This window comes from Stetteria hydrogenophila (assembly GCF_054657575.1).
The window spans coordinates 224,682-249,693 of the sequence record NZ_BAAHYL010000001.1 but is presented as its reverse complement, the minus strand read 5'-3'; the positions used below and the strand labels follow the sequence as shown (position 1 = coordinate 249,693).

30 protein-coding genes are annotated in these 25,012 nt (G+C 64.7%); 20 read left to right on the top strand and 10 right to left on the bottom strand.

Going from position 1 to position 25,012, the window contains the following annotated elements:
* Window positions 1-87 precede the first annotated feature (87 nt).
* Complete coding sequence (locus ACYQ3J_RS01330) at window positions 88-711, top strand: hypothetical protein (RefSeq protein WP_460123429.1); 624 nt, start codon at window positions 88-90, stop codon at window positions 709-711.
* 3 nt (window positions 712-714) lie between these two features.
* On the opposite strand, the gene ACYQ3J_RS01325 is transcribed toward ACYQ3J_RS01330, so the two are convergent.
* Entirely contained in the window at window positions 715-1,965 is a 1,251-nt protein-coding gene (locus tag ACYQ3J_RS01325; RefSeq protein ID WP_460123426.1) for a M20 family metallopeptidase, read from the bottom strand.
* 91 nt (window positions 1,966-2,056) lie between these two features.
* Between ACYQ3J_RS01325 and ACYQ3J_RS01320 the strand changes: the two genes are divergently transcribed.
* Window positions 2,057-2,782: an MBL fold metallo-hydrolase gene (locus tag ACYQ3J_RS01320; protein ID WP_460123423.1), complete on the top strand. Its 726-nt coding sequence runs from the start codon at window positions 2,057-2,059 to the stop codon at window positions 2,780-2,782.
* Window positions 2,783-2,883: 101 nt separating this feature from the next.
* Here ACYQ3J_RS01320 and speD read toward each other — a convergent pair whose 3' ends face one another.
* The gene (gene speD / locus ACYQ3J_RS01315; protein WP_460124576.1) at window positions 2,884-3,240 is read right to left on the bottom strand and encodes an adenosylmethionine decarboxylase; all 357 of its coding nucleotides are present in this window, start codon (window positions 3,238-3,240) and stop codon (window positions 2,884-2,886) included.
* Between the two features lie 147 nt (window positions 3,241-3,387).
* Between speD and ACYQ3J_RS01310 the strand changes: the two genes are divergently transcribed.
* Window positions 3,388-4,164, top strand: coding sequence for a nucleoside phosphorylase-I family protein (locus ACYQ3J_RS01310; protein ID WP_460123420.1), 777 nt, complete (start codon window positions 3,388-3,390; stop codon window positions 4,162-4,164).
* A gap of 27 nt (window positions 4,165-4,191) precedes the next feature.
* On the top strand, window positions 4,192-4,386 hold the full coding sequence (locus tag ACYQ3J_RS01305; RefSeq protein WP_460123417.1) for a hypothetical protein: 195 nt from the start codon (window positions 4,192-4,194) through the stop codon (window positions 4,384-4,386).
* On the opposite strand, the gene ACYQ3J_RS01300 is transcribed toward ACYQ3J_RS01305, so the two are convergent.
* Both ACYQ3J_RS01300 and ACYQ3J_RS01295 read right to left on the bottom strand, forming a co-directional pair.
* Window positions 4,370-5,800, bottom strand: coding sequence for an NfeD family protein (locus ACYQ3J_RS01300; protein WP_460123414.1), 1,431 nt, complete (start codon window positions 5,798-5,800; stop codon window positions 4,370-4,372). The genes ACYQ3J_RS01305 and ACYQ3J_RS01300 overlap by 17 nt on opposite strands.
* 4 nt (window positions 5,801-5,804) lie before the next feature.
* Window positions 5,805-6,533, bottom strand: coding sequence for a slipin family protein (locus ACYQ3J_RS01295; protein WP_460124573.1), 729 nt, complete (start codon window positions 6,531-6,533; stop codon window positions 5,805-5,807).
* Between the two features lie 215 nt (window positions 6,534-6,748).
* Between ACYQ3J_RS01295 and hjc the strand changes: the two genes are divergently transcribed.
* Window positions 6,749-7,201, top strand: a complete 453-nt coding sequence (gene hjc, locus ACYQ3J_RS01290; RefSeq protein WP_460123412.1) for a Holliday junction resolvase Hjc — start codon at window positions 6,749-6,751, stop codon at window positions 7,199-7,201.
* Window positions 7,202-7,203: 2 nt separating this feature from the next.
* Here hjc and ACYQ3J_RS01285 read toward each other — a convergent pair whose 3' ends face one another.
* Window positions 7,204-8,733, bottom strand: coding sequence for a PINc/VapC family ATPase (locus ACYQ3J_RS01285; protein ID WP_460124570.1), 1,530 nt, complete (start codon window positions 8,731-8,733; stop codon window positions 7,204-7,206).
* An 89-nt stretch (window positions 8,734-8,822) separates the two neighbouring features.
* Here ACYQ3J_RS01285 and ACYQ3J_RS01280 point away from each other — a divergent pair, with 89 nt between their 5' ends.
* Entirely contained in the window at window positions 8,823-9,698 is an 876-nt protein-coding gene (locus ACYQ3J_RS01280) for a hypothetical protein (RefSeq protein WP_460123410.1), read from the top strand.
* Between the two features lie 161 nt (window positions 9,699-9,859).
* On the opposite strand, the gene ACYQ3J_RS01275 is transcribed toward ACYQ3J_RS01280, so the two are convergent.
* Window positions 9,860-11,056, bottom strand: coding sequence for a tRNA sulfurtransferase (locus ACYQ3J_RS01275; RefSeq protein ID WP_460123407.1), 1,197 nt, complete (start codon window positions 11,054-11,056; stop codon window positions 9,860-9,862).
* A 124-nt stretch (window positions 11,057-11,180) separates the two neighbouring features.
* Here ACYQ3J_RS01275 and ACYQ3J_RS01270 point away from each other — a divergent pair, with 124 nt between their 5' ends.
* The 13 genes from ACYQ3J_RS01270 to ACYQ3J_RS01210 all read left to right on the top strand — a co-directional run bounded on the left by ACYQ3J_RS01270 (window position 11,181) and on the right by ACYQ3J_RS01210 (window position 21,175).
* Window positions 11,181-12,440, top strand: a complete 1,260-nt coding sequence (locus tag ACYQ3J_RS01270; RefSeq protein WP_460123404.1) for a translation initiation factor IF-2 subunit gamma — start codon at window positions 11,181-11,183, stop codon at window positions 12,438-12,440.
* The gene (locus ACYQ3J_RS01265) at window positions 12,404-12,853 is read left to right on the top strand and encodes a type II toxin-antitoxin system VapC family toxin (protein ID WP_460123401.1); all 450 of its coding nucleotides are present in this window, start codon (window positions 12,404-12,406) and stop codon (window positions 12,851-12,853) included. The genes ACYQ3J_RS01270 and ACYQ3J_RS01265 overlap by 37 nt, the downstream gene beginning before the upstream one ends.
* Window positions 12,854-12,946: 93 nt before the next feature.
* Window positions 12,947-13,522, top strand: a complete 576-nt coding sequence (locus tag ACYQ3J_RS01260; RefSeq protein ID WP_460124567.1) for a DNA-directed RNA polymerase — start codon at window positions 12,947-12,949, stop codon at window positions 13,520-13,522.
* Entirely contained in the window at window positions 13,512-13,745 is a 234-nt protein-coding gene (gene spt4 / locus ACYQ3J_RS01255) for a transcription elongation factor subunit Spt4 (protein ID WP_460123398.1), read from the top strand. The genes ACYQ3J_RS01260 and spt4 overlap by 11 nt, the downstream gene beginning before the upstream one ends.
* Complete coding sequence (locus ACYQ3J_RS01250) at window positions 13,742-14,266, top strand: DUF359 domain-containing protein (protein ID WP_460123395.1); 525 nt, start codon at window positions 13,742-13,744, stop codon at window positions 14,264-14,266. Before spt4 ends, ACYQ3J_RS01250 begins: the two co-directional genes overlap by 4 nt.
* 182 nt (window positions 14,267-14,448) lie before the next feature.
* Window positions 14,449-14,790, top strand: a complete 342-nt coding sequence (locus ACYQ3J_RS01245) for a 30S ribosomal protein S24e (RefSeq protein WP_460123392.1) — start codon at window positions 14,449-14,451, stop codon at window positions 14,788-14,790.
* A 16-nt stretch (window positions 14,791-14,806) separates the two neighbouring features.
* On the top strand, window positions 14,807-14,992 hold the full coding sequence (locus ACYQ3J_RS01240; RefSeq protein WP_460123389.1) for a 30S ribosomal protein S27ae: 186 nt from the start codon (window positions 14,807-14,809) through the stop codon (window positions 14,990-14,992).
* 100 nt (window positions 14,993-15,092) lie between these two features.
* Window positions 15,093-16,106 (top strand): KEOPS complex N(6)-L-threonylcarbamoyladenine synthase Kae1, encoded by a 1,014-nt coding sequence (gene kae1, locus ACYQ3J_RS01235; RefSeq protein ID WP_460123386.1) that lies wholly within the window; start codon window positions 15,093-15,095, stop codon window positions 16,104-16,106.
* On the top strand, window positions 16,088-16,774 hold the full coding sequence (locus ACYQ3J_RS01230; protein ID WP_460124564.1) for a Kae1-associated kinase Bud32: 687 nt from the start codon (window positions 16,088-16,090) through the stop codon (window positions 16,772-16,774). The genes kae1 and ACYQ3J_RS01230 overlap by 19 nt, the downstream gene beginning before the upstream one ends.
* 16 nt (window positions 16,775-16,790) lie before the next feature.
* Window positions 16,791-17,360, top strand: coding sequence for an XTP/dITP diphosphatase (locus ACYQ3J_RS01225; protein WP_460124561.1), 570 nt, complete (start codon window positions 16,791-16,793; stop codon window positions 17,358-17,360).
* A complete protein-coding gene (locus ACYQ3J_RS01220; RefSeq protein WP_460123383.1) occupies window positions 17,321-18,478 on the top strand; it encodes an SPOUT family RNA methylase in 1,158 nt (385 codons plus the stop codon). Before ACYQ3J_RS01225 ends, ACYQ3J_RS01220 begins: the two co-directional genes overlap by 40 nt.
* Window positions 18,441-19,691, top strand: coding sequence for a bifunctional sugar-1-phosphate nucleotidylyltransferase/acetyltransferase (gene glmU, locus ACYQ3J_RS01215; protein WP_460124558.1), 1,251 nt, complete (start codon window positions 18,441-18,443; stop codon window positions 19,689-19,691). Before ACYQ3J_RS01220 ends, glmU begins: the two co-directional genes overlap by 38 nt.
* The gene (locus tag ACYQ3J_RS01210; RefSeq protein WP_460123380.1) at window positions 19,667-21,175 is read left to right on the top strand and encodes a radical SAM protein; all 1,509 of its coding nucleotides are present in this window, start codon (window positions 19,667-19,669) and stop codon (window positions 21,173-21,175) included. Before glmU ends, ACYQ3J_RS01210 begins: the two co-directional genes overlap by 25 nt.
* On the opposite strand, the gene ACYQ3J_RS01205 is transcribed toward ACYQ3J_RS01210, so the two are convergent.
* The 3 genes from ACYQ3J_RS01205 to ACYQ3J_RS01195 form a co-directional block, all read right to left on the bottom strand.
* Entirely contained in the window at window positions 21,172-21,840 is a 669-nt protein-coding gene (locus ACYQ3J_RS01205) for an RNase P subunit p30 family protein (protein WP_460123377.1), read from the bottom strand. The genes ACYQ3J_RS01210 and ACYQ3J_RS01205 overlap by 4 nt on opposite strands.
* 12 nt (window positions 21,841-21,852) lie before the next feature.
* On the bottom strand, window positions 21,853-22,290 hold the full coding sequence (locus ACYQ3J_RS01200; protein WP_460123374.1) for an RNA-binding domain-containing protein: 438 nt from the start codon (window positions 22,288-22,290) through the stop codon (window positions 21,853-21,855).
* A gap of 89 nt (window positions 22,291-22,379) precedes the next feature.
* Window positions 22,380-23,057: a 50S ribosomal protein L15e gene (locus ACYQ3J_RS01195; RefSeq protein WP_460123370.1), complete on the bottom strand. Its 678-nt coding sequence runs from the start codon at window positions 23,055-23,057 to the stop codon at window positions 22,380-22,382.
* A gap of 90 nt (window positions 23,058-23,147) precedes the next feature.
* On the opposite strand from ACYQ3J_RS01195, the gene ACYQ3J_RS01190 reads away from it, so the two are divergent.
* Window positions 23,148-24,386 carry a redox-regulated ATPase YchF gene (locus ACYQ3J_RS01190; protein WP_460123367.1) on the top strand — a complete coding sequence of 413 codons (1,239 nt, stop codon included), beginning with the start codon at window positions 23,148-23,150 and terminating at the stop codon, window positions 24,384-24,386.
* Here the strand turns inward: ACYQ3J_RS01190 and ACYQ3J_RS01185 are convergent.
* Complete coding sequence (locus ACYQ3J_RS01185) at window positions 24,376-24,873, bottom strand: Rpp14/Pop5 family protein (RefSeq protein ID WP_460123364.1); 498 nt, start codon at window positions 24,871-24,873, stop codon at window positions 24,376-24,378. The two genes, ACYQ3J_RS01190 and ACYQ3J_RS01185, sit on opposite strands and share 11 nt — an antisense overlap.
* Window positions 24,874-25,012 lie beyond the last annotated feature (139 nt).

Genomic DNA, 25,012 nt, shown 5'->3' with positions numbered 1-25,012 from the left:
TGGGCAGGGTGTGTTGCATAATAACTGTTTCTCGGCGCCGGGGTAGGTGGTGTCAGCCGCCGTTAAACCCTCATGGGTGATGGGTGGTTGGGGTTAGTTTTGAGGGTGAAGACGTTTATCAATGATTTCAGGAGCCTCGCGAGCTTCAGTGATGTAAGGGCGATTGCCAGGAGGATGTTTGTAACGAACAGCTTCGACACGCTGCTAACCGTCATTGGGGTAGACGTGGGTGGGTTCTCGCCCAACGCCGACCCGAGGATCATGGCGATGAGCATCATAGGCGGGGGCGTGGCTATGGGTGTATTCAGCGGGTTTATCGGGATATACCTCTCCGAGAGGGCGGAGAGGTTGAAGGAGGTCAGGGAGCTGGAGAAGAAGCTGGCGAGGTCTCTGAGGAACAGTGTTTACTGGCGGCTCGCCCTGGTTGCGCCGCTCTATGTTGCCGCGTGGAGTAGCTTCGGCGTTTTGATGGTCACCTGCCTGGTTGCAAGCCCCTACATACTCGCCGGCCTGGGCTTGATCGGGGTGAAGACTGCGTTCCTCTCCAGCGTCACGCTCGCGCTCGCCCTCACAGCGCTCCTAGGCTTGTACCTCGGCAGGATCAGCGGTGAGGGGCTGGCTAAGTCGGCGTTCAGGGCGCTGTCGCTGGGGGTTGGCGGAGTGCTGCTAGTGCTGTTCCTCAAGAAAATAGCGGGGATCCCCGTGGCGTAGCCTTCAACCCGGCATGTTCAGCGTCGCCACGGCTAGGATCCTGAGGAGGCTCGAGAGCTCCTCCACACTCACGTACTCGTCGGGCGCGTGGGCCAGCGTCCCGTCCGGCCCGTAGCTTACAACTTCGGAACCGACCTCGGTGTAGTACCTGAGGTCGAGGCCTCCAGGGCATATCACGGGCTCGGGCCTCCTCCCCCTCACTGCTTCAGCAGCGGCGGCTAGGGTCTCGTAGACGACGCCGATCCTGCTCACGGCGGGCTCCATGGACTGGAGCATCTCAAGCCTCGCCGAGGCGTTGCTTGCTATGGCGGCCATCCTTAGAGCGGCCTCCATCTCCTTGAAAACCTCGTCAACGCTCTCCTCGGGGATGAGCCTGCGGTCTATCGTGAACTCGAACGCGCCGGGGACCTGGTTCGTCTTCCCACCGCCCGGGACTCCCGCCCTCCCCCCGATGGCGAACGTCGGGTAGGCAGCCTCCTCCGGGACTATCTTGTGCCTGCTCCTCCTCGTCGAGTACATCGCCGCCAGGATCTCGCTGAGGGCCAGGGCCACCCTTGACGCTGACAGGAACGCGTTGGAGCCCAGCCAGGGAGTGCTCGCATGGGCGGGCCTGCCCTCCACCACAACCTTAACCCATAGCAGCCCCTTGTGGCCGTACCAGGCGTAGTCGAGGCCGCTCGGCTCGGGTATGATCACGTAGTCCGGTCTAACCCCCATCTCCCTGACCAGGTAGCCCGTGCCGCACTCCCCGCCGATCTCCTCGTCAGGGACGAAGGCAGCCTCAACCCCTACTGGGGGCTCGAGGCCGGCGTCCGCTATCGCCTTCAGCGCCCCGACGGTGGCGGCTATGCCCCCCTTCATGTCGACGGCGCCGCGACCGTAGATCCTGCCGTCGACTATGACCGGCTTGAAGGGGTCCGTTACCGTCCAGCCCGCCCCACCCGGGACGACGTCGTAGTGGCCGTTGAAGTGGAGGGTCTTGGAGCCGCCCCAGGCCCTGCCGAGCACTATTACCCTGGGGGCCTCGCTGGCCAGAGGGCAGTGCCTAGCCGCGTACTCCCTAGGCACCCTAGCCACTTCGACCTTGAAGCCGAGGCTCGAGAGCTGGTCGGCCAGGAAGCCGGCGGCCTCCTCGTACCCCTCGCCCGCCGGTGAAACTGTGGGTATCGCCAGCAGCTTGAGTAGAACGTCGACGGCGTACTTCTCGGCCTGGGGGAAGGCCTGCTCAAGGGCATCGGGGACGGTGGCTTTCAAGGCTCCCCCACCCTCCGGTTGCATTGCGTAACGCCGAAATTAATCGGTTGCAGCAACCGGGCCAGCCGCCTGGGGCCTGGGTGCACGCGTCTTGCCCTGCATTAACGTGGTCTTCGCCGGGACCGGCTCCGCCCTGCACCCGTACCGGGGGCAGTCGAGCGTGGTGCTCGAGGTCGCCGGGATCCTCCTAGCCGTGGACCTCGGCTGCGCGGCGCTCAACGTCCTGGAGAGGACGGGCTTAGACCCCGTGGAGGTTAACCACGTGATAGTGACGCACGGCCACTACGACCACATCTGCGGGATCCCGCACCTAGCCTTCCTGAAGTCGTTCAGGGGGACGCCCAGAATCTCGCTAGCCGGCCCGGCGGAGGCGCTCGACGCCCTCTCAAGGATGGTCTCCGCCGTACGCGGGGACAGGAGGGTCTCAATCTCCTACAACGCCGTGAGCGAGCTCTACTCCGCCGGAGTGAGGGTTGTGATGTTCGAGGCGGCCCATACCGTGCCAGCGTTCAGCGTCTCCGTAGAGCATGGAGGCGTGAGGGTGGTCATAAGCGGGGACACTAGGCCGATGGAGAGCTACAAGAGGATGGCGGCGGATGCGGCGCTGGCTGTTCACGAGGCAACAATGCCGCCCGGCATGGAGGACGCCGCAGCCGCAAAGGGCCACTCCACCGTGAGCCAGGCGGCTGAGCAGGTCAGCGCGGCTAGCCTCGGCGCCCTCTACCACTTAACCGTAGAGAGCGAGAGGGCGGCGCTGAAGGCGAGCGGCGGCCGCGTGCTAGTTCCATTCGACGGCACAGTCCTCAAGGTATGCTAGCCACTCAGCACTGCAAAGACAGAAAAATGGGAGCAGGGATGGGGAGCCTCGGGGCTTGTGCCCCCCCAGGGGCGCTGGAGGGCCCCTGGGAGGGTGCAAGCCTATTCCAGCGACCTGTCGGCTACCCCGCTCGTCGTCCTCTCAGGCTGCAGTTTTTCCACGATGTACTCGAACGCCTTCCCCGGGTTCGTGTGCGCGCCGCAGCTGTAGACGTCGACCGTTGCGAAGCTGTACTCCGGCCAGGTGTGTATGGCGATGTGGCTCTCGAGGACGATGCCAACCACGCTGACGCCCTCACCTATCTTCCACGACTTAACGTCGAGCAGGGTCATGTTGCCGCGCTTAGCGGCCTCCCTCACGAGCCTCTCTAGACCCTCGGGGTCCCTGAGGAGGTCCACGTTGCGGCAGTTGTAGAGGTTGGCGTATATGTGGCGCCCGACAACCCTGTACTTCTCCATCTCGAAGCTCTTAAGTGCAGTCACTTCCCCCACCCCCCTTTTAATAGGGGGTTGGGGGGTGCCCTGCAAATTATAAGGGTTACCCCCTCGGGTTGCCCTATTACAGCTGTATAGGGTGCCCGGGCGCGGGAGGGGCTGGGCTCGGCTTTGAGTCAGGTTGGCGTTTCGACGGGGCTTAAGGATGTGAGCCTGAAGGGGGCCAACGTTTTCATCACCGATAGTAGGCTTGCCTATGAGGGGCTCGCTAGGAGTATTGGAGGCGTCACTGTGGGGGAGTTTGAGGGTCTTCCAGGCGTTAAGGTTCATGTGCTGGACGCTAATGGGGAGAGGTTCGTTGTAATACTGGCTCCCCCCTTCCCGGCCCCGGTCTTCGAGATAGCGAGCGAGGTAATAATGTTCGGGGGGAGGAGGATCATCGCCATCACGAGGGGTTACAGGGTGAAGAGGAGCACTCCTCCCCCCAAGATCGGCATAGTCGTGGGCAGCGTCGCTATAGGGCTGGACTCCGTGAGCCCCAAGCTAGCCCCCGAGAAGCTCCCCCTAATAGCGGATGAGGCCCTCGTCAACGCTATAACCTCGATAGACGCGGAGCTCAGCAGCGCCGGCAGGACTACCTTCCGCGGCTACGTGCTGACAGTCGACTCGGCGAGGCTTGTTGCGGGCGACCAGGCGGTTCAGGAGTACATTAAGGCGAGGCAGGTTGTGGCGGTAGACACCGTGACTGCCCCCCTCTACGCTTTAAGGTACATCTACCCAGGGCTCGAGCCCCTCAGCATAGTCGTCTTGAGGAGGCACTGGAGCCAGGCTGCGGAGCCCGTGGAGAGCGAGAAGGAGTCTATGGAGGAGAATGGGAGGCTGGTTGCTGAAAGGGTGGAGACCGCTGTGAAGCTAGCGCTGAGGGCGGTTGAGAGCCTGAGAGGGTGAGGAGGGCTGGGCGACGGGAAGGCCTGCGTGGATGCGGATGAAGCCGCCAAGTTGATTGACGAGATATACGCGAGGATCGAGAAGATAGAGGAGCTCATGGCCCGAAGCTCTAGGATGAGCGGGGGCAGGGTTGACTTCATGCAGGCGGTGCTGATAGAGGAGGTGTACGACAGGCTCTCCAGGCTGAGGCGTTTGATAGCGGAGTCTACTCCTTGCCGCTAGGCCTCGAGCCCGAAGCAGGCTTAACCTTCAGGACAGCTCCATCCTTTCCAACGACGACTACCTCATCCCCGGGCTTCACGGGCTCGTCGCTCAAGGCCTTCCAGTATTCACCCTCCACGACCACAAAGCCCGGCTTCCCGGGGCCTATGGGGTCTATTGCCCTCCCCCGCGCGCCTTTAATAGTCCAGATCTCCGGCTTCCTCTTCCTGACCTGGATCACCTTGTAGACCACTAGGGCGGTGAAGCCGCCCATGAGCCCGCCTAGGGCGTAGATTATGTAGAGGAATCTGTTGGCGTAGCTCGGCGTTACGGCGAAGCCCTTCGGCGAGACCGGCGTGAGGGCTGCGCCTAGGATCAGCATCACGATCCCGGTGCCCCCGATTACCCCGAAGCCCGGAGTATTGATCTCTATGAGCACGAGGATCCCGCCGATGACCAGCAGCGCTATGGCTGCGATGTTAGGGTTGAACCCGCTGCCGGCTAGCCCGAGCAGGAGGAGGAGCACGCCTATCGTGGCGAAGGCCGCGTGGCCCGATGCGAGTGTGAAGAGCAGTATCAGAGTCCCGAGGGAGAGTAGCAGGCTGGAGACCATGGGGTCCGACAGGGCGTGGAGCAGGGTAGCCCTAAGGCCTGGCCTGTACTCCACCACCGACCCGTTTAGGATCAGCTTGTACTTCCCGGCCCGCGTGGCGACTATTGACCCGTTAACCTTTGATATAAGGTCGCCGAGATCATCGGCGACGAATTCAACCACGTGGTACCTGACCGCCTCGTCCGGGCCGAGGTTCAAGTTCTCGGTCACGAACATGCGGAGAGCGGTCTCGTTCCTGCCCTTGCTGGCCGCGTGTTGGTCGAGGAACTCTAGTATAGCGTTGATCAGCTTGCTCTCATTCACCGGCTCATACGAGCCCGTGGCGGGGTTGTAGGCGACCGGCTGCATGGACCCTATTTGCGTGCCTGGAGCCATCGCCGCGACGTGGGTCGAGACCAGTATCAGGGTGCCAGCGCTCATCGCCCAGCCGTCCTCGACGAAGCCTATCACCGGCACCCTGGACTTGTCTATGCTCCACACTATGTTCATGGCGCTCTCCAGGAAGCCCCCGGGCGTGTTTAATATTATGACGAGCGGCATGTTCGCCTCCTCGGCCCTGGCTATCGCCGAGTCCAGGTAATCCTCTACGCCCTTATCTATAACACCGTCAACCCTGGCCACGAGGACGGCCGGGCCGACCACGCCGTCGTAGGACCCGTTGAAGCCGAGGAACCCTAGCCGCTGGCGCCCAGAGGCTTCGCTAGCGGCGACGGCGTGGCTCGCCGCAACTACCAGTGCCAAGAGTGACGCCCAAAAAAGCACGTGGAACTTGAGCCTGCCCACCCGGGCCACCAGCTGGAAGCCGCTTGTCTTCCAGAACACTTATTCATTCAGCTTGCTGGCCAGGCGGGCTCTGCGCGGCTGCCTTGGCTAGGGCCAGTACTTCGCCTATGGGCGAGGATCTCGGGGTCACCACTATCAAATTCTTCTCCTTCGACACCTCAATTAGGGTCTGAAGCTCCCTCAGGACGAGGGCGGCAGGGTGCTTCTCGTAGTACTCGGCCGCCTTAGCCATTAACTCGGCGGCCTGCTTCTCGGCCTCAGCCTCGATTATCCTGGCCCTCCTCCACCTCTCCGCCTCCGCCTGCTTTGCCATAGCCCTGAGCATGTTTTCCGGCAGCCTGACCTCCTTCAACGTGACGGCGGTGACCTTGATCCCCCACGCGTCGGTGAGCGTGTCCAGTATATCCTGGAGCCTCTTGTTTATCTCATCCCTCTTAGTGAGCAGGTCGTCGAGGTCAACCTGGCCTATCACGTCCCTCAGGGTGGTTTGCGCAAGCATCAAGACGCCGTAGTGGTAGTTCTCAATCCTCGTCACAGCCTTAATGGGGTCCATGACCCTGTAGTAGACAACAGCGTCGACGCCAACGGTGACGTTGTCCTTCGTTATAATCCTTTGCTCCGGCACGTCGGCAGTCACTATTCTAAGGTCCACCTTCACGAAGGAGTCTATGAAGGGGATTATGAAGAAGAGGCCTGGACCCTTAGCGCCCAGGAGCCTCCCCAGCCTGAAGATGACGGCCCTCTCGTACTCCTTCACAACCCTAATGCTCATCGACAGCAGCACGGCTACGATTAGGATTAGGAACAAGAGCTGGATAGCCACGTCCGGGCTAAGAGGCAAGCAACCCACACCCCAGTAAGGGCTACGAGAGCTGTGCTAGAGGCTCTGGAGGAGAAAAGTCGACGGCAACGTTTAAAAGGTTTTAACGGCGGGGGCTTTCGGCGTTTTTGCCTCATACCGCTAAGAGACCCTCTACGGGGGGCTTTTTGCCGGGGAGGACGGGCGGCTCGAGGGCTAAGCGGAAGGGCTCTCTCTACGAGAACGAGCTGGCTAACATCCTCTGGGAGCAGGGATTCGCAGTCGTCAGGGGCCCATCGAGTGGGGGAGGCGTGAGGAGGAGGTTCCAGCCGGACCTGGTCGCCATGAGGGGTGGCGTTATCCTAGTGTTCGAGGTTAAGACGGCTGGGGAGAAGCCGCTCTACATTGACGGGGATAAGGTTAGGAGGCTCGCCGAGTTCGCGAGGAGGGCGGGGGCGAGGGCTTTCATCGCGGTCAGGGTCAAGGGTGGCGGGTGGAGGTTCCACAGCCTCGAGAGCCTGGAGGAGACTGTGGGCGGGAACTTCAAGCTGGCCAAGCCCCTCTCGGGCTTGAGGCTTGAGGGGCTGAGGGCGCTCGTCGAGGGCTGGCCTAGGCTGACGGACTTCATTAGCGAAGGGTAGCCTCAGAGCGGGACGAAGCGGACCTCGAACCCGCGCTTCTCGGCCAGCCTCTTAACCCTCTTGATCCTCCTGGCCGTGAGCCGGGGGCTGTGCCTCGGGACCTTCACGATTAAAACGTTCCCGTTGGCCTCCACCTCGGAGCCGGGTATCAGGTGCTTTATCGCCCCCTCGAGCTTCTCGAGGGCGGCGTTCCTCCTCTCCCTCACCGGGACAACCATGGTCTGCTCTCCGAACGTGTAGATCTCGTACTCCAGCTCGCCTGTGAGGAAGTCCCTGACCTCGACGACTGGCCTTGAGAGCTCTGCTTCCTTGAGGCCGGTGGGCAGCTTAACCGTCATGCGCAGCTCGTAGACCTTCCTAACCTCGCCCTCGTGTATGAATATCACTGTATCGATAATGCTGGGTATCATGCCCAGCTCCACCCTCCTGATGAACCTCTGCACCGCGTCGATGGGGCTCGTCGCGTGGACGACGCCAATCATCCCTATGCCGGCTAGCCTCAGGTCCACGTAGAGCTTGAAGTCCTCGTCGCTCCTAAGCTCGTCGAACACCGTGTAGTCGGGCCTGCTCAGGAGGAGTATGTCGTGCAGCTCTCCGAGGTCGGCGTAGTTCTTTGAGTACTGGGTTATAATGGGTGGGAGCCTCATGTCCCTCGGGGACTCGATGGTCTTAACTATCTTGCCCTGCCTGGCGTAGAACTCGGCGAGCGCCTGCGCGAACGTTGTCTTACCCATGCCCGGAGCGCCCGCTATCAGGATGCCCTCAGCCCTCTCCGTCAGCCTCGCGAGGAGCTTCTCGGGCAGGTTGTAGTCCTCCAGCCTGAGCTTCACCGTGGGCTTGACGATCGTTATCTCCCACCCCTCGCTGAGCGGCGGGCGGGTTATCACGATCCTGTAGTCGCCGAGCTGCACTATCGTGGATCCCAGCCTGTCTATCTCGACGAAGCCGTCCCTCCGCTGCGTCGCCGCCTCGATGATCTCCCTCGCCATCCTCTCCAGCTCCTCCCTCGCCATGGGCTGGTCGGAGAGCTGGACGAACACCCAGCGGCCCGGCCTGCCCTGCTTCGCTAGTGGAGGCGCCCCCTCCTTGAGGTGCACGCTCATCGTCCTGTTAGTGAAGTACTTCTCGAACTCCAGCTTCTCACTGACCTGCTTGCCGGAGAAGATCACGGGTATGCCTAGAGCCTTGGCTGCCCTCATCTGGGCCTCGTCGCTCGTGACTAGGACCGCGCCGATCCTCCAGGCGTAGTCCCTGACCAGCCTCTTCACCGTCTCATAGCTCAGCTCGTGCGGCATCCTCTCGTCCTCTACAAGCGCCACCTCCACTCCGGGGGCTCCACTGGTGAGCGCGGTCAGCTCGTCGAGGCCCGCTATGCCCGAGCTCATGCCCCTCCTCGCCTCGGAGTAGAAGAACTCGACTATCGCCTTGTGCACTATTATCTTCCCGGAGATCTCCCCGGACTCCACCAGCCTCCTAGCGCTACCGTCGAGCACTGCGTCAACGTCCAAGACGTAGACGTTCCTCTCAGTCATCCACCTCACCGGCCCGAGCTAGCCTGGCGCGCTCCGAGAGGTATAACTCCTAGGCCCCCCGGGTTTAACCCGTGTGGGGGTGCAGCGTTTTGGGCTTCGACGTGCTTATTATGGCCTCGAAGGTCTACACGGGCACCAGCGTGATTAGCGACGGGTACATCTACATTAAGAGCGGCCGGGTCGTGGACTTTGGAGAGTCCCCCGTGCCGGAGGACTACACGTACGCCACGCTAGTCCTCGGGGGCGAGGGCAGGATCGCCGCTCCGGGGCTCGCTGCGTACATCGACGCCCCCGCGTACCCGATAAGGGGGCTGAGGCCGGGCCTCGCCGACAGGGTCAGGTTCTACCGCCAGCTCGACGAGGAGTCCCTGGCCGCGGTCTCCCTGCCCGCGGTCTACGAGGCCCACATGGCGGGGGTCACTACGCTAGTCGTGGAGTCCCCCTCGCCCTCCATCGCGGCCGACCTGGCGAGTAGGGTCGGCGGCTACTACCTGGCGGCGGTGCCCTCCTGCATCGAGGCCTCTGAGGCCCAGGTGAGGGTGGGCGGTGAGGGCTGCCCGGTGGAGGGGGCGAGCCTCGTCGTGGAGGACGGCAGGGTTAAGGCCGGCGGGCGCGTAGTGCTCGGGGCCTACTCGGCGCTCAACTACGCCGCAGCCTGGTCCAGGCTCCCCCGCATCCACGAGGCGTCCCTCCAGCTCAGGAGGGCGCTCGGGATCCCCGGGGGAGTCATAGAGAAGGAGGCAAGGGCGGAAATCGTGGTCTACGATGCAAGAACACCCCCAGGCATGCTGGCAGACCTCTACGACCTCAGCCTGGACGACGTCTACAGGCTAGGCCTCCGCGTCGAAAGCCTCATCGCGGGGGAGGAAGTACTAGTGGACGCCGGCGAACACCTAAGGATAACGATGAAGCACTTCAACGAAGTAAGGAGGCTAGCCACGCACTCGATCCTATCGCAGAGATGATGTTGAGGGGCTACCGGGCCGTGGCTGGCCTAGCCCGTGCTCCTTTCGATTCGCGAGACCCCCCGGAGGCGCCGGCAGGGTCCGGCCCTTCCATGGGAGGAGCGGTCGCTGATCGAGGGCCCGCTCAACGGCCCCGTGGGGGTGGGGCCTCGCCCTCGTCATCAGCGCTCATCCCTGAGTAGCCAGTGCTCGATCGAGGATATTATTTCCTCGACGCTGCCCTCCTTCAGGGCGAACACTTTATGGGTTATCAGGGACTCATAGTCTGACAGCTTGCGTAGCTCCCTCTCGAACACTTCCGGGTCGGCCCTGGGCGTTGCGGGGCTTCCCAGGCCGCACACCTCTATCTGTGAGGCGTTGACGTCGTACGTTCCAATCCTCCTGGTGAGCGCTACGACCTCGTCCTTGTCGAAGGCGATGACAGGCCTTAGGACTGGGAGCTCGAGGGATCCCTCGATGAGCTTCATGTTCGCCAGCGTCTGGGAGGCCACCTGGCCGATGCTGTCCCCCGTCGCTAGGGCATCCGCCCCCAGCTCCCCGGCCACCTTGTGGGCGTAGAGCAGCCTCACCCGCCTCGCAACGAGCACTCTGTACTCTGGCTTCACGCTGGCCAGCCTCTCGACGACCCTCCTGAAGTCGGCGACCACTAGTTTCATGTCGTACCCGTACGCCCACGACTCGGCGAGGATCTTGGCGGCTTTAACGGCGGTCCTCCTGAACGTGGGGTGGCCGTAGTCGTAGAGGAGGAGGTCGACAGGGGCCCCGCGCTTCATGATGAGCCAGGCGGAGGCCGTCGAGTCGAAGCCGCCGCTGAAGAGCAGGAGGACCTTGCCCTCGCTCCCCAGGGGTAGCCCTCCGGGGCCCTCAATGATTTCATCGTAGAAGTAGGCCCTGTCCCTCCTAACCTCCACGTAGGCGCTGTACTCGGGGTTCGTCAGGTCAACGCCGCTCGCGCCGCAGGACTCGAGCAGCCTCGCCCCAAGGAGCCTCTCGACATCCTTACTAGTGAAGTCGTGGACACCCGCCCTCCTCGCCCTGACCCTGAACTTCCTCCCCCTCACGCGGCTGCAGAAGTAGGCGGCGCCGGACTCCACGATGTCCTCGAGGCTATTGAACCGGACCTCGACGGCGGGGGAGGTGCTCTTGACTCCGAAGACCCTCGCGGCGGCCCTAGCGGCGTCGGGGCCCGCGTCGAGTATGATTATTCTACCCTCATCCACAACGATGCCGCCGTACCCGACGCCCTGGCTCCTCAGGGCCTCCTCTAGGTTGCTGCGGAGCAGTGACTCCATGCGAGACCTCGTGGCGCGCCCCTTAACGGCTATCTCGGAGTACCTGACAAGGACAACGCTCCTCACCAGCCGACCCCCCAGTGTAGTGTGTGGTTAAGAGGAGCTAATACCTCAACTGAATGCCCACACCGGAAGAGCGCGGGGGGACGCCCCCGAGTTTAATACCGGCCTCTGCGCCAGCTGCTTCTGGGTGAAGGCGTTAGTGGGGGAGGCTGGAGCGAGGCAGCCCGAGGTTAACATTGGAGTGGTTGGACACGTTGACCATGGGAAGACTACTCTCGTCAAGGCGCTGACGGGCCTCTGGACTATGAGGCACAGCGAGGAGATCAGGAGGGGTATGACTATCAAGCTTGGCTACGCCGACGGTGACATATGGTACTGCGAGGACTGCGAGGGTATCGATGCCTACAGCCCGGAGCCTGTGTGCACGTGCAAGCCCGGAGCTAGGCCCGTGCTGAGGAGGAGGGTTTCATACGTCGACGCGCCGGGCCACGAGATCCTCATGGCCACCATGCTCTCCGGAGCCGCGCTCATGGATGGAGCGCTTCTGGTCATCGCCGCCAACGAGCCCTGCCCCCAGCCGCAGACCGTCGAGCACCTGGTCGCGCTCGAGATAATTGGAGTCAAGAATATTGTCGTGATTCAGAACAAGGTTGACGTGGTGAGCAGGGAGAGGGCGCTGAAGAGCTACGAGGAGATAAAGAACTTCATCAAGGGGACGATCGCGGAGGACGCGCCCATAATACCGGTCAGCGCGTTGAAGAAGGCTAACATAGACTCCGTGCTGGCGGCTATAGAGGAGTACATTCCAACCCCGAAGAGGGACCTCGACAAGCCTCCCCTCATGTTCGTCGCTAGAAGCTTCGACGTCAACAAGCCGGGCACCCCGCCGGAGAAGCTGATCGGCGGCGTCATCGGGGGAGCGGTGATGCAGGGCGTCTTCAGGGTTGGAGACGAGATAGAGATCAGGCCCGGCGTCGCGCTCAGGAAGCCCGGGGGCAGGATTGAGTACGTCCCGCTGTACACGACGATAACGGGGCTCAGGTACGGCAACATCGAGGTCAAGGAGGCGAAGCCCGGGGGGCTCGTCGCGATGAGCACGACACTCGACGCTAGCCTGACGAAGTCCGACAACCTCGTCGGGAACGCGGTGGGCAAGCCCGGCCAGCTCCCGCCGGTCTTCGACGAGCTGACCATTGAGTACCACCTCTTGGAGAGGGTTGTGGGGGCCAGGCAGCAGCTCAAGGTTGAGAACCTCAAGAAGGGGGAGCCCCTGATGCTGACCGTTGGGACGGGGATAACGCTGGGCGTGGTCTCCTCCATCAAGGGGAACGTCGCCGACATTAAGCTGAGGAGGCCAGTCGTCGCGTGGAACGGTGCCAGGGTGGCTATAAGCAGGAGGGTGCTGGGTAAGTGGAGGCTGATAGGCTGGGGCATCGTGAAGGCCTAGCCGCGGTTGTAGTGGTCGTCGACACGAGCTTCCTCATAAGCCTCTCCGAGGGGCTAGCGGCTCCCTCAATGATCCTTGACGCTCTGGAGGCCTCCTTCCGCCTAGTAGCCCCCAGGCAGGTTGTCGTGGAGCTGGAGAGGCTCTCCACCCAGGCGAAGCCTAAGGTGAGGCGCGCGGCTAGGAAGGCGCTCTGGCTCCTGGGGAGGCTGGGCGTTGAAGTGGTCGACGTGGAGGCCGGGCAGGCGGATGACGCCGTCGAGAGCCTGGCTAGAAGGCTGAAGGGGGAGGGCTTCAGGGTGGTGGTGGCGACTAACGACAGGGAGCTGAGGAGGCGCGTCAGGAGCCTGGGGATCCCGAGCCTGTACTACAGGGAGAGCACCGGCGGGCTCGAGGTGGAGTGGGGGATTCTCTAGCCGGGGCCCTCTTAACAATATAATTTCTTAGCGATATAACCAGCCTCCGGCTAGCGCGGCCCCGTAGCCCCGGGGGTGCTGTGGTTGTACATAGTGTACGAGTTCGAGGAGTGGGTGGGGGTCGACCCCGACTCCTACTATAGCGGGGAGAACGTTGACAGGGTGGTGCTAGAGACGCTTAGGGAGAACATGGAGAGCACCGGCTCCATTGAGCACGGCATCTTCGTCGCCGTGCTGGAGGCCAAGGTGCTCGGGGACGGGTTGCTACTCTACGAGGACCCGAAGGTGTACCTGCTGACCCGCTACAAGGTGCTGGCCTACAAACCCGTCAACCTGGAAGTCGTGAGGGGTAAGGTGGTCGACGCCAGGGAGCAGGGCATCTTCGTCAACCTCGGCCCGGTCGACGGCCTAGTGTACAGGACCCAGATAATGGATGAGAGGGTTGAGCTCCTCCCGGACAGGAGCGGCTTCAGGGGCGTCGAGTCCGGCCGCATCGTGTCCATAGACGACGTGGTTAGGGCTAGGATCGTGCAGATAGGTAAGGAGTCGAGGAGGGCAAGGCTGTTCAGGGTGGGCCTCACGATGAGGCAGCCATACCTTGGGAGGGAGGACTGGGTAAGGGAGCAGGTTGAGAAGGAGCTGGGCGGGGGTGGCGCTGGTGCCGGCTAGAGGGTCCCGTAGGAGGCCTCTGCTCAAGGCGTGCCTCCACTGCGGGGCACTAGTCTTCAGGGACGTCGAGGTGTGCCCCGTCTGCGGGGGCACAAGGTTCACCGACGAGTGGGAGGGGATGGTGATAATCCTGGATGAGAACAGCTATGTTGCCAGGGTCCTGGAGAGGAAGCCCGGGATCTACGCGATAAAAGTCGCTGGAAGGGTGGTCGCCAGGCATTGACGCCCTGGGCGCCCGCTCTCCTCCTCCCCCCGGAGCTGCGAGGCTTCTTCGCCACCCCGAGGGGCCTGCTCGCCAGGGATCCCTCGGCCATACTTGGGAGTGCGGCGATGGCGGTGTGCGTGGGGGACCACGTCTCCCGCCTCTGCGAGTCCCTCCTGGGCCCCAGCCGCTCCTCCATAGTCTTCGACGGGAGGAGCGGGAGGAGGGAGGCGGAGCCGCCGAGCGCAGCAGGCTACAGGCTGGTCGAGGCCTGGAACCCGGCGGGGTCGATAACGCTCGAGGCGAGGGCGGCGGTCTGCGAGGCCTCGCGGCAGCCGGGAGTCGCGGTAAGGGTGAAGGGGGAGGAGGACATGCTCGCACTCGTCGCGCTGGAGTGCGCGAGCCCCGGATCCCTCGTCGCCTACGGGCTCCCGGGCCGGGGGGTGGTGGTCTTGAGGACCACGCGGCGGGAGTCGGCTGACGCGGCTGACAGCATCATGAACCTCAGGCTAGGAGCTGTACGCTCGCAGAGCCGCCAGTAAACCCCCGGGCCCCCGCGAGCCGGAAGCGGCAGCGTTGCCTTCGCTGCATTCATTCTCAAAAACTGGCTCCCCCGGTGGCCGTCAATGATTGTTTAACGAATTCTTGGGGGTAATGGCCGCCGCGGCGATAAGGGTAATAAAGGTTGCATAATGTTACGGCCGGCCGGGGCGGTGAAGCGGAGTTGAGCCAGGCCAGCGCGGCGAGGCGCCTAGACTTAGGGGGAGGGGTCTGGGCTGAGGTTGTGAGGGACTGGTACAACCCGGTGATTAAGAGGAGGGAGCTGACGCTTGTCGTGCACCATACCCTCAAGCCGACGCCGATGAGGTTCGTCCTGAGGTCAGCGGTGGCCAACGCTTACGGCGTCGACATCTCCAGGGTCTACGTGAGGGAGATAAGGACGGAGTACGGCATCGGCAGGTCGAGGGTGCAGGTCCACATCTACGACTCCAAGGAGAGGGCCCTCCAGTTCGAGCCGGAGTATATTATTGAGAGGAACGGTGGAGTGGAGCCTGAGGCCATGTAAGCCGGGGGTGGTCTAGGTGGGTAAGCAGGGCGTTAAAGCGGCGGTGAGGCTCTACTACGAGGTGGACGTGAAGAACTGGAAGATCAGGCTGAAGAATAAGAAGTGCCCGCGCTGCGGGAGGGTGATGGCGCACCACCTGAAGCCCGTGGAGAGGTGGCACTGCGGCTACTGCGGTTACACAGAGTTCGTGGGCAAGCAGTAACCCTCCCCCCGGGGAAGGGATCCCGGGGGCCTCTCGCCTCCCGGGAGCTCGCTTGGTTAAACCGCGCCGTCCAGCCCTCTTCGGCGGGGTGTGCAGTGGCTTGATAGTGGTTGGCATCGAGTCTACAGCGCACACCTTCGGGGTGGGCGTCGTCTCCGATGAGCCCCCCTACATCCTCGCGGATGTGAGGAGGCGCTACAGGCCCAGGAGTGGCGGGATCCTGCCGAGGGAGGTGGCCTCGTTCTTCTCGGAGGTCGCTGGGGGGGCGGTTCGCGAGGCTCTAGAGTCCTCGGGCGTCTCGCCGAGGGACGTGGACGGCGTCGCGGTCGCCCTCGGCCCCGGGCTCGGGCCTGCGCTGAGGGTTGGCGCCACCGTTGCGAGGGCGCTGGCGGCTGCTTGGGGGAAGCCCCTGGTGCCTGTGAACCACGCCGTCGCGCACCTGGAGATAGCAAGGTTCACCGCCCGCCTGCGGGATCCGGTGATCCTCTACGTTGCAGGGGGTAACACTATGGTCACGACGTTCCTCGACGGGAGGTATAGGGTGTTCGGGGAGACCCTCGACATAGCCCTGGGGAACCTCCTAGACACGTTCGCCAGGGAGGCGGGGATAGCGCCCCCCTACTTCAACGAGAAGGGGCACGTGGTCGACCAGTGCGCTGAGGGAGGGGAGTTCCTGGACGGGTTCCCCTACGTGGTTAAGGGGCAGGACGTGAGCTTCTCCGGCCTCCTCACGGCGGCCTTGAAGGCCCTCAAGTCGGGGGCGAGGCTGGCTGACGTCTGCTTCACGCTGAGGGAGATAGCCTACGCTAGCGTGGTCGAGGTCACCGAGCGGTGCCTGGCCCACACGGGGAAGAGGGAGGTAACCGTGACCGGGGGCGTGGCGTCGAACGAGCCCTTGAGGGCTAAGATGGCCGCCATGGCCGAGTCGATGGGGGCGGTCTTCAGGCCCGTCGCCCGGGAGTACGCGGTCGACAACGGGGTCATGATAGCCCTCACCGGCCTCGCCGCCCTCAGGTCAGGCGTCTCCATCCCGCCGGAGAGGGCGTTCGTGAGGCAGAGGTGGAGGGTCGACGAGGTGGACGTGCCTTGGTACCCGTGGCTTCCAGGCTTCTAGCCGGGAGCGCCTCCAGGCTCCCCCTCGTAGCCCGGGGCGCGGAGGCGGAGATCCACGTGGGGGCCTTCATGGGGCTGAGGGCGGTCTACAAGCTCAGGGTGCCGAAGGGGTACATGCACCCCCGCCTCGACGCCAGCCTCAGGCTGAGGAGGACGAGGAGGGAGGCGAGGGTGATGATAGCCGCCCGGAGGGCCGGCGCCCGCGTGCCCAGGGTCTACGCAGTCTTCCCCGCCGCCGGGCTGGTGGTGATGGAGTACCTGGAGGGGCCGACGCTGAGGGAGGTCTTCAACAGGGACCCCGGCCTCGGCGTCTCGCTCTCCAGGGAGGCGGGGAGGATCCTGGGCCTAATCCACAGGGCTGGAGTGGTGCACGGGGACTACACCACCTCCAACCTGGTCCAGACGGAGAGGGGCCTCTACGCCATAGACTTCGGGCTCGCCGACTTCTCGGAGTCGCTGGAGGAGAGGGCGGTGGACATCCACCTCTACCGGAGGAGCCTCGAGAGCGCCCACGCCAGCCACGCCCCCCAAGCCTTCAAGGAGTTCACTGAGGGCTACAGGGAGACCGCCCCGAACCCCGGGGAGGTGCTGGAGAGGGCCGAGGAGATCAGGCTGAGGGGTAGGTACGTCGAGGCTAGGAGGCGCAGCGTCTGGGCCAGGATGGGGTGACCAAGCCTTGGAGGCCGTGATCTACCTGGTGACGGGGAACAGGCACAAGCTGGAGGAGGCGAGGGACGCGCTTAGAGGGTACCCTCTGAGGCTTGAAGCGGCGGGCGTGGGCAAGCTCGAGGTGCAGAGCGAGAGCGTCGAGGAGATAGCGCTCACCGCGGCGCGCCACGCCTACGCCCAGCTCAGGAGGCCCGTGGCGGTGGACGACACCGCGCTCGAGGTCGCCGCCCTCAACGGGTTCCCCGGGCCGTACGCTAGCTACGTCTACAAGACGCTTGGGGTCTGGGGGATACTGAAGCTCCTGGAGGGATCCCGGGACAGGAGGGCGTGCTTCAAGACGGCAGTCGCCCTCGTGATCCCGCCCCACGAGAAGGTCTTCACCGGGGTGACCTGCGGGGTGATAGTGGAGGAGCCCCGGGGATCCCGGGGCTTCGGCTTCGACCCAATCTTCGCCCCGGAGGGGTCGAGCAGGACGTACGCCGAGATGACGGTGGAGGAGAAGAACAGGTACTCCCACAGGGCTAAAGCCTTCCGGGCCATGGCGGAGTGGCTGGTGGAGGAGTACAGCCTAGGTGGCAGGGGTTGAACGGGGATCCCTGCATACTGGTGAAGACCCAGCTGGGCCTCGAGCGCGTGGCGGCGGCGAGGATCGAGGAGGAGGCCCCCTGGCTCAGGGCCCAGCCCTCGCCTAGGGGCTTCAAGGGCCTGGTCCTCGTCTACGGCTGCCGGGATCCCCAGGGGGACGCCAGGCTCATAGAGGACAGGGTGGTGGAGGCGGACAGGGTCATAGTGATCGAGGCAAGGGCGCCCGCGGAGCCGGAGGCGATAGCCAGGAAGGCCGCGGAGCTGGCGGCCGGGAGGATCTCGCGTGACGAGTGCTTCGCGGTGAGGACGACGAGGAGGGGGAGGCACGGCTTCACGAGCATAGACGTCAACGTCGCCGCCGGGAGGGCGGTGCAGGAGGCGACGGGGGCCTGCGTGAACCTCACCTACCCCGACAAGATAGTCCTCGTCGAGATCATAGGAGGGGACGCGTTCATCTCAATAGTCCCCGGCTCCTTCGAGTGGAAGAAGATGAAGCCCGGCAAGAACCCCGTCTACAGGCTCTTCAAGAGGATCGCTGTCGTGCAGATGCCCTACCTCGGCCCCCTTGACGCCTGCAGGAACATGGGGGTGAGGATAGGGAGGGAGGTCCAGAACTTCGAGGTGCGGGAGCTCGTCGTGGCCCCCGCCGGCCTGGTGAGCGGCAGGGAGCTCGCGGAGTTCCTGAACGGCGTCTTCGAGGGGATCGAGTCGAGGTACCAGGTCCAGGCCAGGAGCTACCATAGGAGGGCGGAGAGGGTCCCGGTCTACGTCCAGGACATACACCAGCTCGTGAGGGATAGGAGGGGGGAGCCGATAATAGTCCTGGAGCCGGAGGGCGAGCCCGTCTCCAGGGTCGCCGACAAGCTCTGGGAGATCGTGAAGGGGAGGGGGAGGGTGAACATACTCGTAGGCTCCCGGGAGGGGATCCCCCTCGGGGTCTACAGGTACGCCGACCTCGTGGTCGACATAGCCCCGGGAGTGACGCTCTCCACCGAGTACGCCGCGGCAGCCGCCCTCATAGCCCTGGCGACGGTGCTGCACGACAGGCTCTCGGAGCTAGGGGAGGGTGGAGAGGTTGAAGGTGGTGCTGCTAGCCGCGGGGAGGGGCGAGAGGCTTGAGCCGCTAACCGAGACCAGGCCCAAGCCCCTCATGCCGATACTCGGCGAGCCCGTGGCGTGCAGGCAGCTCAGGCTGGCGCTCGAGGCCACGGGCGCCAGGGAGGTGGTGGTAGTCTACTCGAGCCACACGAGGCGGGTCACGGAGGAGCTAGCCCGCTGCGCCGGCGGGGGCGTGGAGCTGGAGTTCGTCGACCAGGGCGCGCCCCTCGGCACGGGGCACGCGGTGCTGAGGGCGGTGGAGGAGACGGGGGTGGACGACGTTCTAGTCGTCTACTCCGACCTCTACCTGGCCCGCTCGGCGGTCGAGGCGGTTAGAGCCATGAGGCCCCCCTCCATCCTCGTGGGCGAGACGGACAGGCCCTGGGAGTACGGAGTGGTGAGAGTCGAGGACGGGCTGGTGGCTGGGCTCGAGGAGAAGCCCGGCAGGGAGAGGGCGCCTCCGAGGGCGAAGGTGTTCCTAGGCGTCGCCGCCCTGAGGGCGGAGGACGTTGAGGCCCTGAAGAGCCTCAAGCCATCCCCCCGTGGAGAGTACGAGCTCACGGACCTCCTCGCCGGCATCGCGAGGCGTGGGGAGCTCGCGGCGGTCGAGCTCCCCGAGCCGGGGGCGTGGAGGGACATCGGGAGGCCGTGGGACCTGCTGGAGGCGAACCGGGCCGAGTTGGAGCGGGTGGAGCCGAGGGTGGAGGGGGAGGTCCACCCCACCGCGGTGCTCGAGGGGCCGGTGGTGGTCGAGGAGGGCGCGGTCGTGGGCCCGCACACGGTGGTCGAGGGCCCCGCCTACATAGCCCGGGGGGCGGCCGTGGGCCCCGGGGCGCATGTGAGGCCCTACACCGTCATACTCGAGGGGGCCCGGGTGGGCTTCGCTAGCGAGGTGAAGGCCTCGCTGGTCATGGAGCACGCCAGGATCCCGCATCTCAACTACGTCGGCGACAGCATTGTTGGGGAGCACGCCAACCTAGGGGCAGGGACGGTTACCGCGAACCTGCGCTTCGACAGGGGGACGGTCAAGATGACCGTGAGGGGGGCCCGGGTGGACACGGGGCTGAGGAAGCTGGGGGCGGTGATAGGCGGCTACGCGCAGACGGGTGTGAACGTGTCCATAATGCCGGGGGTGAAGATAGGATCACACGCCGTGGTCTACCCGGGCTGCGTGGTCTACAGGGACGTCCCGAGGGGTGGAGTGTTTAAGTGCGGAGGCCCCTCGTCGGGATAGCCTACCCGGCCCCCTACCGGGCCGCGCTCTCCAGCCTAGCCTACCACCTCCTCAAGGGGCTCCTCGCCGGGGAGGGGATCCCGTACACCGAGGTATTCATGGAGGAGGAACCCTGGAGCCCGGGGAGGTACAGGCCGCCCACCGCCCTCTTCGCCAGCCTCCCCTACGAGCTCATGTACCCGGACATGGTCAGGCTCCTGGACCAGCTCAGGGTACCCGTGAGGGCGGGGGAGCGGGGCGAGGAGGATCCCGTGGTGATCGCCGGGGGCCCCGCGGTGACCGCTAACCCCCTCCCCGTCTCGGGGATAGTAGACGCGGTGCTCATAGGCGAGGTGGAGCCGGTCTTCCACGACATCATCGACGCCCTGGGCTACCCCTCCAGGAAGTCGAGGCTCGAGGCCCTCGCCCAGGTCGACGGCGTCTACGTCCCCAGCCTCGGGAACGAGCCGGTGACGCGGGTCTACGCTCGCGACCTCGACTCGGCGTGGTACCCGGTGAGGCAGGAGATCCCGAGGGGCGTGGAGCCCGTCTGGGGCAGGAGCTTCATGCTGGAGACTACGAGGGGCTGCGCGAGGGGCTGCAGGTTCTGCATGGAGGGCTTCATATTCAGGCCCAAGCGGGACAGGAGCCTCAAGCGCATACTCGAGCTCATGGAGGAAGGCGTCAGGGTTAACAGGGTGGGCAAGGTCGCGTTCTACAGCCTCGCATTCTTCGACAACCCGGCTGCCGAGCGGGCCCTGGAGCACGCAGTGGAAGCCCTCGGACTCGAGGTCTCCGTGCCTAGCCTCAGGCTGGAGACGCTCACGGAGAGGAGGGCCAGGCTGATCGCCGCCGGGGGCCAGAGGACCCTAACCATAGCCCCCGAGACGGGCAGCTGCAGGGTGGCGAGGGCGATAAACAAGTACGCCGGCAACGAGAGGGTGCTGGAGGCCGTCGAGACAGCCGTGGCGGCCGGGTTGAGGAGCGTGAAGATGTACCTCATAACAGGCTTCCCGGGGGAGACGGAGGAGGACCTGGAGGCCACGGTCGAGCTGGTGGCCGGGGCCCAGAGGGTGGCGGCCTCGAGGGGCGGGAGGGTGAAGGTCTCGGTGAACCCCTTCATCCCCAAGCCGGTGACGCCCCTGCAGTGGGCGCCGATGGCGCCGCTCGGCGAGCTGCGCAGGAGGATAAGCATGCTCAGGAGGAGGCTCGCACGGCTGGGGGTGGAGGTTGACGCCTACGACCCGCGGTACGCAGTCGCGCAGGCGGTGATCGCCCGCGGAGGCCCCGAGGCGTCGGAGCTGGTGGTCGAGTGGGGCAGGAGGGGCGGGGGCCTCGGGGGCTTCAGGGCGGCGGCGAAGGCGCTGGGGGTTGAAGTCGAGAGGTACCTGGCCGGCATGGATCCGAGGGAGGATCCCCCCTGGCACAGGGTCGCGGTGCACCCCTACGCCAGGCTCGAGACCCTCAGACTGGAGTACAAGGCGTACCTGGACGCCATGGGCTAACCCGGGCTAGCCCCGTACCTCCTGGCCAGCGCCCGGTAGGGGTTGTTGTAGACCGCGGAGAGCGCGGCGTGCTCCGGGATCCCGGCCACCACGGGGATCCCGGCGATGCCGGCCGGGCTCCACAGCTCCCCCGGCTCGCTTGCGTCGCTCACGAACACCAGGCTGACCCCGTTGCCGAAGCCCCTGCGGATCATCAAGTGGATCCTGCGCCACGAGTCCTCCCTGAGACCCCTCACCGTTAGGGGCCTGAGCGTGACCTCCACGAAGCCCCAGCCCCTCTCGCGGAAGAGGCGCGCCTGGCTCCTGTCGGTCGCGTACGCCTCCAGTCCGGGGCCCGGCCTGATCAAGTCAACCCTCTTATTCACCGCCGCGTAGCGCAGAACCTCCAGGCTCCTAGCCTCCACCACCACTATAGCGTTGCGCGGCGCGGAGTCGATGCCCCTCCTAGCCTCCCTCCTAGTCGCGGCAGAGACGGTGTGCCTTAGGAACACCCTGACCCCGAGCCTGGACGCCTCCCGCTCAACCTCGCCCAGGTCTCCCTCGAACACCGTGGACTCTACGGCGACACCCTTAACCCCTAGGCGGGCGGCCACCCTAAGCAGGGAGACGGCTTCCTCCACCGTCCTGGGCCTGACTGAGAGGTCGTAGAACGCCCGGAGCCCCATCCCGGCGGGACCTCACGCCTGCCCGCTCAGCAGCTTCTCGTAGTCCTTCAGCGCCCTGCTCCTCCTGCCGGAGTAGTGGATGGAGACCCTTATCACGTCGTCGGACTCGTAGACGTAGATCCTGCCCTGGTACGCCTCCTGCTTGCTGAGCCTCAGGTAGAACGTCCCATGCCTGTCGACGCGGTCCTCGATGCTGGAGGCGAGCAGGCCCCTATCCGCGGGGGAGAGCTTGGAGAAGAGGTACTCAACAACCCTCAGCGCGGCGTCCCCCTCCACGCGGAGCGTCAGCTTCGTTATAGGGTTCCCGTAGTGGCCGCTCAGCCTCTCCTCCGCCACCCTAACCTCCTGCCTCAGCTCGGCCGGCAGTATCTCGAGGAGCGCCTTCAACACCTTGTCCTTATCCTCAGTCGCGTGGACGAAGACCCTGGCCTCAACCGACCTGACCGGCAAGGCCCGCACTCCCGCCCCCTGGCCCCTTAGCTGCTCCCGGTGTGGTGGAGGAGGGGGGCTGGAGGCCTAAAGGGCTAGCGGGCGAGGGGCTACTGCAGGTCGCCCTTGTGGTACTTCTCCCTTATCTCGTCCGGCGCTATCAGCCTGGCGCCCCTGCTCGCCTCGTGGCGCTTCTTCAGCCTCCTCTCCTTCGCCTTCTTCTTCCACTTGTACTTGTGCGTGCCCCTCAGGCCCCTCGTTGCCCTGAGGCCCCTAGCCCTCCTGGCCGCGGGGGTGAGGCCGCGGCAGGGCCTGCACTTGTGCTTGCCGCTCGCCACCCACTTGAGCTCGGGGTCGCTCTTGATCGCGGGGTGGTGTGGGTCGACCATTATGACCTCGTACCACTTGTACAGCCCGTCCTCGCCCACGTAGTAGCTCGCGAGCACCACCATGTTGGGGTACTTCCTCTGCGCCCTCTCCTCAGCCATGACCTGGAGGCCCTTGGCCGGGGCGAAGCCGTAGATTCCCATCCTCTTAGGCCTCCTGCCCTTGTTGGGCCTGGGCTTCCTCCTGCCGCCCTTCCTAACCCTGACCCTAACCACTATCACGCCCTGCTTAGCCTTGTACCCCAGCGCCCTGGCCCTGTCAAGCCTAGTCGGCCTCTCAATCCTAACAATGGCCGGCTGCCTCCTCCACTCCATCAGCCTCTGCCTCATCAGCTCGCCGTGCTCGCCGTCGTAGGGCCTCTTCCACTGCATCCTCAGGTAGTGGTACAGCCCCAGCGCCACCGCGTCGGCACCCTCCCCGGCACAAGCCTCCCGGCCGCGGGTATTAATGGTTCCCTGCCCAGTACCCCCTCCCAACGGGGTTGTGGCGGGTTGGAGGCGTCCGACATACTCATAGGTGTCGTTGGCAAGACCAACGTGGGGAAGTCCACGTTCTTCGCCGCGGCCACCGAGTTGAGCGTGGCGATAGAGAATAGGCCCTTCACCACCATAGAGCCCAACGTGGGGGTTGGCTACGTTAGGAAGAGGTGCGTCCACGTAGACCTGGGCCTCCCCAAGTGCGACGCCCGGAATAGTATCTGCATCGACGGGGACAGGTTCATCCCCGTCAAACTCATGGACGTCGCGGGCCTGGTGCCGGGAGCCCACAAGGGGAGGGGGCTGGGGAACAGGTTCCTCGACGACCTGAGGAGGGCTGACGTCCTGATACTCGTTGTCGACGCGAGCGGGGCGACGAGCCCCGAGGGGGTGCCGGCGGAGCCGGGGACGTACGACCCCGTGGAGGAGGTTGAGTCGATGATACGCGAGGTGGACGAGTGGATGTACGGGATCATATCGAAGGACTGGGAGAAGTTCGCCAAGACGGTCGACACGGGTGGAGTCACCGACGTGGCCGGCGCCCTCGCGCAGCGCCTCTCGGGGTTGAGTATTACGAAGGCTAGCGTGGCCCGGGCGCTCGAGGAGACCGGGCTGGCCGGGCGGAAGCTATCCACCTGGACGAGCGACGAGCTCAGGGAGTTCATGAGGACGCTGAGGAGGATAGCGAAGCCTATAGTGGTGGCCGCGAACAAGGTTGACGTGCCGGCCGCGGCTGAGGGGGTTAGGAGGCTCAAGGAGGCCCTCGAGCCGAAGGGGATCCCCGTGGTCCCCACGAGCGCCCTCTCGGAGCTAATCCTCCGCAGGGCCGCCAGGGCGGGCATCGTCAAGTACAAGCCCGGAGACCCCGACTTCGAGGTGGTGGACGAGTCCAAGCTGACGGGGAGGCAGCGCGAGGCTCTGGAGCTGATAAGGGAGAGGGTCCTCAGGAAGTGGGGCGGCACCGGCGTGCAGCAGGCGATAAACGAGGCTGTCTTCGGCGTCCTGGGGATGATAGCGGTGTACCCCGTGGAGGACGTGAACAGGTACACTGACAGGGAGGGGAGGGTGCTCCCGGACGTGGTCCTGGTGCCGAGGGGCACCACTGCCAGGGAGCTAGCCTACAGGATCCACACCGACCTCGGGAAGACCTTCCTCTACGCCATAGACGCTAGGACTAAGAGGAGGCTCGGCGAGTCCTACCAGCTCAAGGACGGGGACGTGATCAAGATAGTGGCGGCCGCCGCTAGGAGGTGACGAGCCTCCTAGCCCTCTTAATGCTCCCCGTCGTAGCCAGGGGTGCGATGAGGACGCGGCGCCCGTTAATCCTCCTCACCAGCCCCAGAGCGGCCAGCGCGGCGTACTTGTAGCCAGCCCTCACCCTGAGGATCCCCCGCCCACTCCCGGGCTGGTACTCGATCAGCTTCACGCCAGACTCGGCCAGGCCGACGACTCCGGTGAGCCCCTTCAGAGTCTCTCTTATAGCGGACTCAAGTGAGCCCGCGTCAGCGGCCTCGGCGGGGATTACCTCGAAGACTATGTACCTCCTCCTGGGCCTCCTCGACAGGCTCCTAGCAAGCCTGGCGGCCTCCCGGTACCTCGCCTCAAGCCGTAGGGCCAGCTCGAGGAGGCCTGCGGCCCTCGAGAGCCTCCTCGCCAGGGGGCGCGTCGCGGCCAGAGAGGCGGCGAGGCCGGCCAGGAACCCCGTTGCAGCGGCTAGCAGCGCGACGTGGAGCCACGTCAACCGCATCCACCCCTCCAAAACCCTTCAGGGTCAGACTGTCGTGAGTCAATCACCCATCAGTCTGGGACGGCGTCATCATCCCAAAACGCGGCGTGGCGGCGCCCGGGATTAATAGCGGTAATCGACGCCGCACCCGCCG